We start from the raw sequence: 12,416 nt of genomic DNA, 5'->3' as shown, positions 1-12,416 counted from the left end.
ATCAGAGAGAATGAATGGACAAGGGAGGGCAATATGCTTGATAAATTCGTAACCGGAATGGCTTCGCTGCGGATCGTATCAGGTAGCATCGAGATCGTTGCGGCGATTCTGATGCTGAAGCTGGGGCGGGTAGATAAGGCGCTCGCCGTTAATTCAGCATTGGCTTTTGTCGGGCCAAGCGTTCTCCTCATTACCACCGCGATCGGGCTTGCCGGAATGGCAGATAAACTATCTTGGGGCAAAATGCTCTGGATTGGTCTGGGAGTGAGTTGTCTCTTAATCGGCATTTTAAAGAAATGATAGATTTGGCGTCATAAAGACGAAGTACAGGCATAGATATGATGTATAAGACACCGAAATGATGAAGCTGAATAGGATTTGCAAGTAAGAAGTTTTGGGGGGGACGCCTATGGATCAAAGCTGGCTGTCCGTATTTCCCGACACCCTCCGTCGATTATTGGCCAAGCTTCCGGAATCGCTGTTTGCTGAACTAGAGGAAATACGTATCAGAGAAGGCAGGCCGTTCGAAGTGAATGCTGGGGGCCGACACCAATTTTTAACGCCCGATGGAGAGATGACCAGCGTTCCCTCGCGAGCCTATCATCCTGACAAGCAGGATACCGGCAGACTTCTGGATCTGTTGACGAATCACTCCTTATACACCATGGAGGAGGAACTGCGGAAGGGCTTTATCACGCTTCCGGGGGGTCATCGGGTTGGGCTTTCGGGAAGAACGGTTCTGGCAGGCGGGCGTGTGGAGCATTTACGGGACATAAGCGGATTCAATATCCGGCTGGCAAGAGAATTGAAGGGAATTGGCGACCCGTTGCTCCCCTACTTGCTTGATTTCCGTCATCAAACTGTACTGCATACCTTGATCCTTTCTCCCCCGCAGCAGGGCAAGACCACCCTGGTTCGCGATCTTGTCCGTTTGATTAGCGGGGGCTCCTGGAGGCATCCCGAAGCGAGATGGCCCGGGAAGAAGGTGGCTGTCATTGATGAACGATCCGAAATTGCCGGGAGCAAGTTCGGGGTGCCCAGCTTTGATCTGGGGCCGCGCACGGATGTCATGGATGGGTGTCCTAAATCGGAAGGCATGATGATGATGATCCGATCCATGTCTCCCGAGGTACTCGTAGTGGACGAGATTGGCCGCCCGGAGGACGCGGAGGCACTGACAGAAGCCCTGCATGCGGGTGTGCGTGTCATTGCAACAGCACATGGGACAGATGTAGAGGATTTGGAGTCGCGCCCGGTGCTGTCGAAGCTGATTGGAGCCTCTTTTTTTCAAAGGTACATTGTCCTGTATCGAAGAGAGAACCAGCTTCTATTCTCCGTCCGTGATGAACAAAGAAGAAGGATTCTGGGGATAGAGGAGAAGGAGGGAAGGCAGCGTGCTTAAATTGCTCGGAGCGGCATTGATCATATCCGCTGCCACGGCAGCCGGTTGGTTCCAGGCAAAGCAATATGCGAACCGCCCAGTTCAGATTCGGAAGCTGATCCTTGCCCTGAGAAGATTGCAAACCGAGATTCAATATGGCTATACACCGCTTCCCGAAGCGCTGTTACGGGTCGGTGAGCAGAGCGGCGATCCGATCCGGCCGATCTTTGCTAGCGCCGCCTCCCAAATGAACGCTCCATTTAACTATACAGCCAAGGACAGTCTGCAACGCGCGCTTGACCAAGAATGGAAGGGGACAGCGATGAAGACAGCGGAGAAGGACATCATGAGCCAACTCAGTCATACCCTGGGAACAAGCGACAGACAGGATCAGTTCGGGCATCTTGCGACAGCCGTCCGTCAACTGGAGAATGAGGAAATCGTCGCCCGCGAGGAGCAAGGAAGTTATGAAAAAATGTTCAAAAGCCTGGGACTGTTATTTGGAGCATTCATTGTCATTATTCTGTATTGAAGCTAATTCATTCACTCCTGTCATCGCCTGTGAAAATGATCGTGAGGTGCCAAGTCAATGAACTTAGAAGTGAACGCAATATTTCAAATCGCAGGCATTGGAATTATCATCGCCATGATCCATACGGTATTGAAGCAGATGGGCAAAGAGGATATGGCTCACTGGGTGACCCTGATCGGCTTTGTGGTCGTACTGTTTATGGTCATCCGCTTGCTGGACAGCCTCTTCCAGGAAATCAAATCGATCTTTCTTTTCCAGTAGGTGAGTGCAGGTGGAAATGATTCAGATAGTCGGGCTGGGACTTGTCGCCACGGTGTTGATTCTGGTCGTCAAAGAGCAGAAGCCGTTATTCGCTTTTTTGATCGGGGCGAGCACCGGGATTTACATTTTCATGTTCCTCATTGGGAAAATAGGCGGCGTCATCGAGGTTCTGGAGCAGCTGGCAGAATCCTCGGGGGTTCAGATGATCTACTTGAAGACAATTCTGAAAATCATTGGGATTGCCTATATTGCAGAGTTTGGCGCACAGATCGTGAAGGATGCCGGACAGGAGAGCATTGCCTCCAAGATTGAACTGGCCGGCAAGGTCATGATCATGGTACTGGCCATTCCGATCATCAGTGTGATTATTGAGACGGTAATCAAGCTGCTGCCGACATAAGTGAGGAAAGAGGATATGAGATCAATAGATAACGGATGGCGCCTTCGAACATGGCTGATTATATGCCTGGGGCTGATGCTCTTCAGCCTTCCGCTTCCGGCATCCGCCGAGGATCCGGCCGACAATTGGATACAGCGTCAGACAGAAGAGCTGCCGACAGATCAGGTTGAAGCCTATTGGCAGAATTTGATAAAAGAATATGGCGGATTTTTCCCGGATGGAGAGATGCCCTCCTTCATGGATCTGCTTTTATCGAATGATCAGGGGCTTTCATTTCATGCCGTACTGTCCGGCCTCGTAAAATACATGTGGCAGGAAGTCTTGTACAACGGACAAATTCTGGTCACGATTGTCCTCCTATCCGTATTCAGCATGATTCTGGAAACCTTGCAGACTGCATTTGAAAGAAAGCAGGTCAGTAAGATCGCCTACTCCATCTGCTATATGGTCATCCTGGTCCTGGCGATTAACAGCTTCCATGTCGCCATATCCTACGCGACTCAGGCGATCACCGGCATGATTGACTTTATGATGGCGATGGTCCCGCTGCTCTTCACCTTGCTTGCATCGATGGGGAATATCGCAACCGTCTCTGTCGCTCATCCGCTGGTAGTATTCATGGTTCACACGGTTGGAAATGTCGTTCACATGGTCGTGTTCCCGCTCCTGTTCTTCTCGGCTGTTCTGCACATTGTCAGTTCTCTGTCGGAGACCTATAAGCTGACCCAGCTAGCCAATTTGCTAAGAATAACGGCGATGGCGCTACTTGGAATTCTGCTAACCGTATTCCTTGGCGTGATTTCGGTAAGAGGGATCGCCGGATCCGTGGCGGATGGAGTCACCCTGAGGACAGCAAAATACTTAACCGGGAACTTCATTCCAGTAGTCGGTAAGGTATTCGCAGATGCAACGGACACGGTAATCTCGGCTTCTTTACTGGTTAAAAATTCAATCGGTCTCGTCGGAGTCATTATTCTGTTATTCCTGTGTGCTTTTCCGGCGATAAAAATCTTGATGCTCGCACTCATCTATAACCTGTCAGCAGCCGTTATGCAGCCGCTTGGTAGTTCACCTATTATTACGACACTCGACACGATCGGCAAGAGCATGATCTATGTATTCGCAGCACTGGCAGCGGTCGGAATGATGTTCTTCCTGGCCATTACCATCCTGCTGACGGCAGGAAATGTAACGGTCATGATGCGGTGACACTGAATAGAAGTTGTAGGCGGTGAACAGAGACATGAGCATGCTAGGTGAATGGTTGAAGGAAATTATTATTATCGTGCTATTCGCAGTCTTCATAGATTTACTCCTGCCTAATCGAGCGATGGAGCGCTATGTCAAGTTTGTCGTCAGCCTGCTCATTCTGCTGACCCTTCTCTCGCCGGTTATGCGCATCCTGTCCGGCAGCGAGCCTGAGAAGATGATTGCTGCAGCCTTTGATCAGGTTAGCGGAAATGTCGGAGGAGGAACGGGGGGTGAGACCGAGACCATATTGAAGCAGGGGGAGCTCCTCCGCAAGAAGCAGGAAGCAGAAGCCCTCCAGTTGGCCGGAGATCAGGCGGCGGCACAGATGAAGCAGCAGATCGAGCTGGAAACCGGGCAGCCCGTAGAAAGGGTAATGGTGATTTTGGCCCGCGAGGATCCGAGTGCGGAAGCTAAAGGTCAGGGTTCTGCGCAGCAGGCGGATGAAGGCACTTTATATATAAGAAAGGTTGAGGTAGTCATGAAAGTCCCGGAGCAGGCCGCATCCGAGTCCTCTGACAAGTCCATCAAGGTCCGGAAGGTGGATGTCTCTCTGCCGGATAAGATCGGCAGGAAGACGGAGGATACCCTGGCGGTATCCGGTGTGTCTTATGGTGATGCGGAGTCACCCGCGAATTCAACTGAAACGGCAAAGCTCACAGAATCGATTCAGAACCTGATGGTAAGGGAATGGGGAATCTCAGCCGATGCAGTAACAGTTATAGCAGGGGTACAAGAAGGACGCTAAGGAGGTGAAGCACATGCTGAAATGGTTGAAGAAGCTGGAGCAATGGCTGGGCAAGGGAACAGAGGGCAAGAAGAAAATGCAAACCTATCGCCTGCTGCTGATTATCGGTCTGCTCGGACTGGCGCTCATGCTGATCAATTCGTTCATTAATGTAAAGCATGTGGAGCCCGACGGGGCAGGGAGAGAGCCGCCGGTCATGCAAGAGTTAACCTCGGGCAACCTGCTTCAGGAGGATGGCGAGGGAGATGGACCATTTGCCAAGATTGAGGCGTCGCTCGAGAGCAAGACCAAGGAGATTTTGGAGAAGATTGTCGGTGTCGGCGATGTGGATGTGTTGGTTACTGTGGAATCCACCGAGGAAGTTATCGTCCAGCGCAACATGAGAGACACCCAGGAGATGACGGAAGAAGTTGACGCTGACGGAGGGACCCGCAATATTACGCAGTATTCCAGAGACGGTGAAATCGTCACTTATGATGCCTCCGGAAATGAACAGCCGATCGTAACGAAGAAGATCAAGCCGAAGGTGCGCGGGGTGCTGATCGTTGCCAGAGGAGCGGAGAACAACATTGTCAAGGGCCTCATTGTTGATGCCGTTGAAAAGGGGTTGAATGTCCCGGCCTATCGGATCTCGGTAGTCCCGCGCAAGCAGTCCCAATAGAAGTTTAAACTTATATCCCAAATTAAAATTCAGGAGGAATTGTACATGAAATCAAAAAGACAAACAGTTTGGCTCGTATCCATGCTTAGCTTGATGGTTGTATTGTCTGCGTATTATTTGTTTACGGAGGACGGTCCTAAGACAAAGCAGGTGACCGAGGGACAGCAGGTAACGTCAATGGACCAAGGCAAAGTCCCGGATACGGCCATGGGCGATGAACTGCCGGACGGCAGCGACGTAATCCTGAATGAGGTTACGACACAAGACGGGCAGGATGCGGTTGTAGTGGACGAGGAGGCATCAGGGGATGGCGCTGTGCTGCCGGACCCAAATACGAGCGAGGATAAGCAACCGACAGGTGCGGCGGATTCGGGTGAAGACCCTGCAGACACGGCTTCAGGAAATACCGAGCCCAAGCAAGGCGTGAGCGATGAAGATGTACTGAAGCAGTTGGAGGCTCAAGGAGTATCGGCCTCCGATACCCTCACAGCATATCAATTCCAGCGTTCAGAAGAGAACTCCCGCAAGACGGATGAATTGATAAAGAAGATTAACGAGGATCCTTCGCTGGATCAAGCAGTAATGGCACAAGCTGAATTGAATGCACTGGAGGAAAAGGAAGAAAAGATTTTTAACATAGAAGAGCAGTTGCTGCAGAAATACGCCAATGCGGTTGTAACAGAAAATGACGACGATAGCTACAAAATCGTCGTAGTCAGTGAAAAGCTTGAAGCAAAAGAAGCAGTCAGCATCATGGATTTGGTGATCAAGGAGCTGGGCGTAACCCAGGATAAAGTGCAGGTTCAATACGTAACTCAATAATCAAACGGCCTGACAGAAAGGCGAGAGAGTCCGAGGAAATCTTGGGCTCTTTCCATTTCATTCTATTGTGATATAATACATAAAGTTACGACGAAGGATACAATTTTAGATTTTTCGATACGTCCCAGAATGAGTGTTCAAAAAGTCAACTTTTTGGACTATATAAGTTGAACTAAACAAGTTGCGTAAAAGGGCATAAGTGTGAAGTGTTAAAAGCTTTCTGTAAGAAAGCTGCTTCGGAAGCATTGAGCGTTAGTGTTCGCCTTTGTGAGTGGAATTCACCTTATCTATGGCTTAGTTCAATTAGAGAAATCCGCGAACAACAGCGATCGTAAGAACACTTCACACGTTGTCCAGAACGTAATATTCATTAGTTCAACTTATATAACTCTATAAGTTCGAAGAAGCTGAAGGAGTGATAGTGATTTATGTTCAATTTAAATGAAATTAAAGAACTGATTGAATTAGTGGATAAGACCTCGATACATGAACTCGAGCTTGAAAATGAAGGCTACAAGCTGGCGATCCGCAAGCCGGGCAAACCGGAGGCCATCCAAGCACAGCTCCCTATTGTGCAGACTGCACCGATGAGTATGGCCCCCGCTCCGGGATTGTCCGCTCAGGCTGCAGTGGAATCTTCCGCGCCAGCTGCCCCGGCGGCAGAACCTGATGCAGGGCTACATAAGATTCTCTCCCCGATGGTAGGTACCTTCTATCGCGCATCCTCTCCGGATGCAAATGCATTCGTCAATATCGGAGACAAGGTCGGGCCGAAGACGACGGTATGTATTATTGAAGCCATGAAGCTGATGAACGAGCTTGAAGCAGAAGTCAAAGGCGAGATTAAAGAGATTCTAGTCGAAAACGGACAATTGGTTGAATTCGGACAGCCTCTCTTTCTGGTGAAGCCGGAGTAATCGGAAGGGCCGCGTTACGAGTATAGGCGGCAAGCTTTCAAGGAGGATGGAATGAAGTGAAATTTCAAAAAATATTGATTGCCAACCGTGGCGAGATTGCGGTTCGTATTATCCGCGCTTGCCGGGAGCTTGGTATTTCCACAGTAGCGGTATATTCGGAAGCGGACAAGGATTCGCTGCACGTCCGGCTTGCAGACGAGGCCTATTGCATCGGCCCAACCTTAGCTCGCGATAGTTACCTTAATTTTACAAATCTGATGAGTGTGGCAACCTTGACGGATTGCGATGCTATTCATCCGGGCTACGGCTTTCTTGCTGAGAATGCGGATTTCGCCGAGATTTGCGGATCCTGCAATATTACCTTTATCGGACCGTCACCGGAAGCGATTACGAAGATGGGAGATAAGGCGGTAGCCAAGCAGACGATGAAGGCGGCAAACGTGCCCGTTATTCCAGGCTCGGACGGCTTGATCGATGATCTGGACCAGGCGGTGGCCGTTGCCCGTGAAATTGGCTATCCGGTTATCATTAAGGCGACTGCCGGCGGGGGCGGCAAAGGCATCCGTATCGCTGAGGATGAAGAGTCGCTGATTAAACAGATTACTACAGCTCAGCAGGAAGCCCAAAAGGCCTTCGGCAATGCCGGAGTCTATCTGGAGAAATTCCTGACGGGCATGAAGCATGTTGAGATCCAGGTTATTGCCGACAAGCATGGAAATGCAGCGTATTTGGGTGAGCGGGACTGCTCGGTGCAGCGCCGCCGTCAGAAGCTGGTGGAGGAAGCGCCTTGTCCGGTTCTCTCGCCGGAGAAACGTAAGGAAATGGGCGAAGCAGCTGTTCGGGCCGCCCTGGCTGTTCAGTATTCGGGAGCGGGTACGCTGGAATTTTTGCTTGGTCCGGACGGGCAGTTCTATTTCATGGAGATGAATACCCGAATTCAAGTGGAGCATCCTGTTACTGAAATGGTTACCGGGATTGATTTGATTCAAGAAATGATATCTGTAGCAGAAGGCAATCCGCTCTCCTTTACTCAGGATGAGGTGGTGCTCAATGGCTGGTCTATCGAGTGCCGCATAAATGCAGAGGACCCTTCGCGCAATTTTATGCCTTCACCCGGGAAAATCGGGTTCTACCTGCCGCCGGGCGGTCCTGGCGTTCGTGTAGACAGCGGCGCATATCCTGGCTATACGATCTCTCCGCATTATGACTCCATGATTGCGAAGCTGATTGTCTGGGGGAAAACCCGTGAAGAGGCGATCTCCAAGATGAAGCGCGCCTTGGCTGAATTCGCGATCGAAGGCATTCATACGACAATTCCTTTCCATCAGAAGCTGCTGGAGCATCCTGTATTCCTCAAGGGAGATTTCGATATTAAATTTCTGGAAGAATATGAGGTTTAACAGCAGGTGCATGGTTTGTCATAATGCGACTGAAATGATATAGTAATTATAATAAGTGCGCTTTCTCGGGATCCGGGAGGCGTCATGCTTATTGAGAGGTGGATGATAGAATGAGCTCTTTACCAACCGAATTTGAACGGACTGAAATTGGAGAAATTCAGATCGCACCCGAGGTCATCGAAGTGATTGCCGGGCTTGCTACCGTAGAGGTAAGAGGCGTTGCCGGCATGAGCGGCGGCTTTGCGGGAGGGATCGTAGAACTGCTTGGCAGAAAGAATCTTTCCAAGGGCGTTAAAGTGGAGGTTGGACAGCGTGAAGCCGCTGTCGACGTTTCTGTCATTGTGGAATACGGGAACCGTCTTCCGGAGGTAGCTACGGAGATTCAACGCAATGTAAAGCGTTCGATTGAGACGATGACCGGTCTGAATGTCGTGGAAGTTAATGTACATATCCATGACGTTATTTTCAAGACTGCGGAAAAGAATGAAGAAATCGAACTGAGTAACCGGGTTAAGTAATCCGGACTAAACCCCCGACCGATGCGTCAGGGGTTTGCTATAGTTTGAGCATATTTGTAGATGTTAGGAGGCTATACTCGTCGTGGCTAAAATATTGGACAGACTCCTGCTGTTTGTGTACAGCATTAGCGTCGGAATACTATCCGTTCTTGCCATTCTTCTGCTTACGGAGACCGTTGACCTGAACCTGAGCAGACAGCAGGAGCGAGGCCTGATTATCAGCTTGATCATCATATCCGCGGCCCTGTTTCTGTTAAGCATCCGTTTCTTCTATATTTCGATCCGCCGTGATCGTCATGCGCTTACGTCGATTGACCAGAGAACGGAGTATGGCGATATTCAGATTTCCACAGATACGATTGAGAACCTGTCCTACAAAGCAGCCAGCCGTGTTCGTGGAATTCGGGAAGTGAAGACCCGCATTCGCATCACGGATGCCGGACTTGAGATTATGATTCGTGCTGTTGTTGACGGCGATTCATCCATACCGTCCTTGACCGAGGAGGTCCAGAAGCAGGTTCACGACCATGTGCAGGAGATTACGGGAATACCTGTTTCTTATGTATCGGTGTATATTGCCAACCTTGTTCAATCGCCTGTGATGAAAAGCCGGGTTGAATAGGGGGCGTTGCGGGTGTTCTGGAAGCAGTTATGGGAGACTCACCGGGGACGCGTCCTCGGTTTGGCGGCCGCCGTATTTTTATGCCCGATTTACTTGTTTTTCGGATTTTGGAACATGCTATTCTGTGCGCTCTTGCTGTTCATCGGCTATACCTTCGGCAAGTATAAGGATCTGGATCAGGGTCCTATCGTACCCTGGAGCGAATTGAAGAACTGGCTCGTATCGCGCTGGCGTCCTTTTAAATGATTCCTGTGATATGCTTTCTCCGAAAAGAGCAGCCTTTTTATTTTGCCATTTTGTGGAGTTAGTGTATTGCAGGTTTTTTTTGTCCGAAGGAGCAGGGTAAAATAATTGTAGTGCGTGATCAAAAAATGACTATTTGACCAATTATAAGTTGAACTAAAAAAACTACGTAGAGAGGGCATAAGTGTGAAGTGTTAAAAGCTTTCTGTAAGAAAGCTACTTCGAAAGCATAAAGCGTAAGCGTTCGCCTTTGTGAGTGGATTTCTACCTTATCATGGCTTAGTTCAATTAGAGAAATCCGCGAACAACAGCGATCGTAAGAACACTTCACACGTTGCCCCTAGAACGTAAACTCATTAGTTCAACTTATTATAGTAATAATAATTGCAGGACCAATATCAAGGAGGAACCCATGAAACGTAGATTGGGAAGAGAAATTGCAGTACAAAGCTTGTATCATATGGAGATGAATGAAGTCGAAGCCGACCAGGCGGTCACCATGCTGCTCAGCGAAGCGGTTGGAGAGAATGAAGGCGAGGTCAAGCCCGCTGATCTGGAGGGAGACAAAAGCTTCGTATTGGAGCTTGTGAATGGAACCTGGGGTCACAAGGAGACGATTGATGTGCTGCTTGCAGATTATTTGAAGGGCTGGCAAATCAGCCGTCTGTCCAAGGTCGATCGTCAGGTGCTCAGAGTGGCTGCATACGAGATGATTTTCCGCGATGATGTTCCTGGCAAGGTCGTTGTTAATGAAGCGATTGAGCTGGCGAAGCATTTCGGCACCGTGGAATCCGGCAAGTTCGTCAACGGGGTGCTGGGAAAGATGATCCAGGATGTTGAGCAGTTGAAGGCGCGTATTTAATCGTGGAAGTTCATCTATATAGGTTGAACTAAAGAAGCTACGCAGAAAGTCCAAGCGTATAATCATTAGTTCAACTTATATAACTTAAAATATTGAGCATGTTGAGGGAGAGGATTAGTGTGTCAGCACCGGTAATTAACGGCAAGCAAGTATCGGAGGAAATCCGCGGAGGACTCCGTGGAGAAGTGGAACGTTTGGTGAAGCAGGGAATCACGCCGGGGCTGGCGGTTGTGCTGGTAGGCGAAGACCCGGCATCCCAGGTCTATGTACGCAATAAGGAGAAGGCATGCCAGGATCTTGGCTACTATTCGGAGGTGCACCGGCTTCCGGCAAGCACAACGGAAAAGGAATTGCTGGCATTGGTGGACAAGCTGAACCGTCAGACTAACATTCACGGCATCCTTGTGCAATTGCCGCTTCCGAAGCATATCAACGAGAAGGCGATTATCGATGCCATTTCGGTGGAGAAGGATGTGGATGGATTCCATCCGGTCAATGTCGGAAATCTCGTAATTGGAGACGACAGCTTGCTTCCTTGTACTCCGGCAGGCGTCATTGAGTTGATTAAGCGTACAGGAATTGAAATGGCCGGCAAGCATGCTGTGGTCATCGGCCGCAGCAATATCGTGGGCAAGCCGGTATCCCTGTTGCTTCAGCGTGAGCATGCGACCGTAACGATGTGTCATTCGCGAACCGCTAACATGAAAGAGTTGACCGCGCAAGCAGATATTCTTGTAGTGGCGATCGGAAAGGCCAATTTTGTTGATGCTTCTTACGTGAAGCCCGGTGCGGTTGTAATTGATGTCGGCATGAACCGGCTTGACAGCGGCAAGCTGGCCGGAGATGTGGATTACGAGAGCGTCAAGGAAGTTTCGGGACCTATTACTCCGGTGCCTGGCGGCGTGGGCCCGATGACCATTACTATGCTGATGCAGAATACATTGATTGCGGCCAAGAGGCTGAACGGATTGGCTTAAAAAGCCGAAGGCAGCGGTCAGGCCATTGTTAATATTGCTGGGCTGCAATGTCAGCAGAGGGAGCCGTTAGGAAAGGAGTGCCCATGATGGAACAACAGCGCGTCTTATCCATTAAGGAATTGAACCGGTATATTCGGATGAAGATGGAGTCCGACCGGCTTCTGTCCGAAGTGTGGATTCGCGGTGAAATATCCAACTTTACACATCATTCCAGCGGTCATATGTATTTTACGCTGAAGGATGAGGGAAGCCGGATCAAGTGCATCATGTTCGCTTCCCATAATCAGCGCCTGCCCTTTGTTCCGAAGGAAGGCGCAAGAGTGATTGCCAGAGGCAATGTGACGGTCTATGAACGCGACGGTCAGTATCAGTTCTATGCCGTTCACATGCAGCCTGACGGAATTGGCAGCCTTTATCTGGCTTATGAGCAGCTTAAGAGCAAGCTGGAGGGAGAAGGACTGTTTGCCCAGGAGCGCAAGCGCGAGCTGCCGAAGTATCCGCGAGTCATCGGTGTGATCACTTCTCCGACCGGAGCGGCGGTGAGAGACATTCTGACAACGCTGCAGCGGCGTTATCCGCTCGCGGCAGTGGTGCTCTATCCGGTGCTTGTGCAAGGCAAAGGAGCAGCTCCTTCCATCGTGCGGGCTATCCGCACGATGAATGAACAGGGCGAGGCCGACGTCCTGATCGTCGGGCGCGGCGGCGGCTCGCTGGAGGAGCTGTGGGCGTTCAATGAAGAGCAGGTCGCGCGTGCGATCTATCAGTCGGCGATTCCGGTCATCTCGGCCGTGGGGCACGAGACGGACTTTACGATCGCCGACTTT

Annotated in this window: 17 protein-coding genes; all 17 read left to right on the top strand. The window is 50.2% G+C overall.

Annotation, left to right across the window (positions count from 1 at the left end):
- Positions 1–33 precede the first annotated feature (33 nt).
- Positions 34–300, top strand: a complete 267-nt coding sequence (locus TX85_RS10795) for a YqhV family protein (protein ID WP_044479128.1) — start codon at positions 34–36, stop codon at positions 298–300.
- A 109-nt stretch (positions 301–409) separates the two neighbouring features.
- Positions 410–1,402, top strand: a complete 993-nt coding sequence (spoIIIAA, locus tag TX85_RS10790; protein WP_044479127.1) for a stage III sporulation protein AA — start codon at positions 410–412, stop codon at positions 1,400–1,402.
- On the top strand, positions 1,395–1,913 hold the full coding sequence (spoIIIAB, locus tag TX85_RS10785; RefSeq protein ID WP_044479126.1) for a stage III sporulation protein SpoIIIAB: 519 nt from the start codon (positions 1,395–1,397) through the stop codon (positions 1,911–1,913). Before spoIIIAA ends, spoIIIAB begins: the two co-directional genes overlap by 8 nt.
- A gap of 57 nt (positions 1,914–1,970) precedes the next feature.
- Positions 1,971–2,174, top strand: a complete 204-nt coding sequence (spoIIIAC, locus tag TX85_RS10780; RefSeq protein WP_044479125.1) for a stage III sporulation protein AC — start codon at positions 1,971–1,973, stop codon at positions 2,172–2,174.
- Positions 2,175–2,184: 10 nt separating this feature from the next.
- On the top strand, positions 2,185–2,574 hold the full coding sequence (gene spoIIIAD / locus TX85_RS10775) for a stage III sporulation protein AD (RefSeq protein WP_044479124.1): 390 nt from the start codon (positions 2,185–2,187) through the stop codon (positions 2,572–2,574).
- A 15-nt stretch (positions 2,575–2,589) separates the two neighbouring features.
- A complete protein-coding gene (gene spoIIIAE, locus TX85_RS10770) occupies positions 2,590–3,783 on the top strand; it encodes a stage III sporulation protein AE (RefSeq protein WP_044479123.1) in 1,194 nt (397 codons plus the stop codon).
- 34 nt (positions 3,784–3,817) lie between these two features.
- Positions 3,818–4,570 (top strand): stage III sporulation protein AF, encoded by a 753-nt coding sequence (spoIIIAF, locus tag TX85_RS10765; RefSeq protein WP_044479122.1) that lies wholly within the window; start codon positions 3,818–3,820, stop codon positions 4,568–4,570.
- Between the two features lie 13 nt (positions 4,571–4,583).
- Positions 4,584–5,231 (top strand): stage III sporulation protein AG, encoded by a 648-nt coding sequence (gene spoIIIAG / locus TX85_RS10760; protein WP_044479121.1) that lies wholly within the window; start codon positions 4,584–4,586, stop codon positions 5,229–5,231.
- A 45-nt stretch (positions 5,232–5,276) separates the two neighbouring features.
- Positions 5,277–6,053 carry a SpoIIIAH-like family protein gene (locus tag TX85_RS10755; protein WP_044479120.1) on the top strand — a complete coding sequence of 259 codons (777 nt, stop codon included), beginning with the start codon at positions 5,277–5,279 and terminating at the stop codon, positions 6,051–6,053.
- A gap of 428 nt (positions 6,054–6,481) precedes the next feature.
- On the top strand, positions 6,482–6,970 hold the full coding sequence (gene accB / locus TX85_RS10750) for an acetyl-CoA carboxylase biotin carboxyl carrier protein (protein WP_044479119.1): 489 nt from the start codon (positions 6,482–6,484) through the stop codon (positions 6,968–6,970).
- 56 nt (positions 6,971–7,026) lie between these two features.
- A complete protein-coding gene (gene accC, locus TX85_RS10745) occupies positions 7,027–8,370 on the top strand; it encodes an acetyl-CoA carboxylase biotin carboxylase subunit (protein WP_044479118.1) in 1,344 nt (447 codons plus the stop codon).
- A gap of 110 nt (positions 8,371–8,480) precedes the next feature.
- Positions 8,481–8,888 (top strand): Asp23/Gls24 family envelope stress response protein, encoded by a 408-nt coding sequence (locus TX85_RS10740; RefSeq protein WP_044479117.1) that lies wholly within the window; start codon positions 8,481–8,483, stop codon positions 8,886–8,888.
- An 82-nt stretch (positions 8,889–8,970) separates the two neighbouring features.
- Entirely contained in the window at positions 8,971–9,510 is a 540-nt protein-coding gene (gene amaP, locus TX85_RS10735; RefSeq protein ID WP_044479116.1) for an alkaline shock response membrane anchor protein AmaP, read from the top strand.
- Between the two features lie 12 nt (positions 9,511–9,522).
- Complete coding sequence (locus TX85_RS10730; RefSeq protein WP_044479115.1) at positions 9,523–9,756, top strand: DUF2273 domain-containing protein; 234 nt, start codon at positions 9,523–9,525, stop codon at positions 9,754–9,756.
- Between the two features lie 409 nt (positions 9,757–10,165).
- Positions 10,166–10,615, top strand: coding sequence for a transcription antitermination factor NusB (gene nusB / locus TX85_RS10725; RefSeq protein WP_044479114.1), 450 nt, complete (start codon positions 10,166–10,168; stop codon positions 10,613–10,615).
- Positions 10,616–10,734: 119 nt separating this feature from the next.
- Positions 10,735–11,592, top strand: a complete 858-nt coding sequence (gene folD, locus TX85_RS10720; RefSeq protein ID WP_044479113.1) for a bifunctional methylenetetrahydrofolate dehydrogenase/methenyltetrahydrofolate cyclohydrolase FolD — start codon at positions 10,735–10,737, stop codon at positions 11,590–11,592.
- 86 nt (positions 11,593–11,678) lie between these two features.
- Positions 11,679–12,416, top strand: a 738-nt coding sequence (gene xseA / locus TX85_RS27560; RefSeq protein WP_233500685.1) for an exodeoxyribonuclease VII large subunit, incomplete at its 3' end; no start/stop codon positions are given.

The organism is Paenibacillus antibioticophila, from assembly GCF_000455265.1.
Lineage (GTDB): Bacteria > Bacillota > Bacilli > Paenibacillales > Paenibacillaceae > Fontibacillus > Fontibacillus antibioticophila.
Note: the sequence above shows the minus strand (reverse complement) of the source record. Positions and strands in the feature narration are given on the sequence as shown.

Coding starts and splice junctions, on each gene's coding strand:
- TX85_RS10795 (WP_044479128.1), top strand. CDS start 34: ATGCTTGATAAATTCGTAACCGGAATGGCTTCGCTGCGGATCGTATCA.
- spoIIIAA (WP_044479127.1), top strand. CDS start 410: ATGGATCAAAGCTGGCTGTCCGTATTTCCCGACACCCTCCGTCGATTA.
- spoIIIAC (WP_044479125.1), top strand. CDS start 1,971: ATGAACTTAGAAGTGAACGCAATATTTCAAATCGCAGGCATTGGAATT.
- spoIIIAE (WP_044479123.1), top strand. CDS start 2,590: ATGAGATCAATAGATAACGGATGGCGCCTTCGAACATGGCTGATTATA.
- spoIIIAF (WP_044479122.1), top strand. CDS start 3,818: ATGAGCATGCTAGGTGAATGGTTGAAGGAAATTATTATTATCGTGCTA.
- spoIIIAG (WP_044479121.1), top strand. CDS start 4,584: ATGCTGAAATGGTTGAAGAAGCTGGAGCAATGGCTGGGCAAGGGAACA.
- TX85_RS10755 (WP_044479120.1), top strand. CDS start 5,277: ATGAAATCAAAAAGACAAACAGTTTGGCTCGTATCCATGCTTAGCTTG.
- accB (WP_044479119.1), top strand. CDS start 6,482: ATGTTCAATTTAAATGAAATTAAAGAACTGATTGAATTAGTGGATAAG.
- TX85_RS10740 (WP_044479117.1), top strand. CDS start 8,481: ATGAGCTCTTTACCAACCGAATTTGAACGGACTGAAATTGGAGAAATT.
- nusB (WP_044479114.1), top strand. CDS start 10,166: ATGAAACGTAGATTGGGAAGAGAAATTGCAGTACAAAGCTTGTATCAT.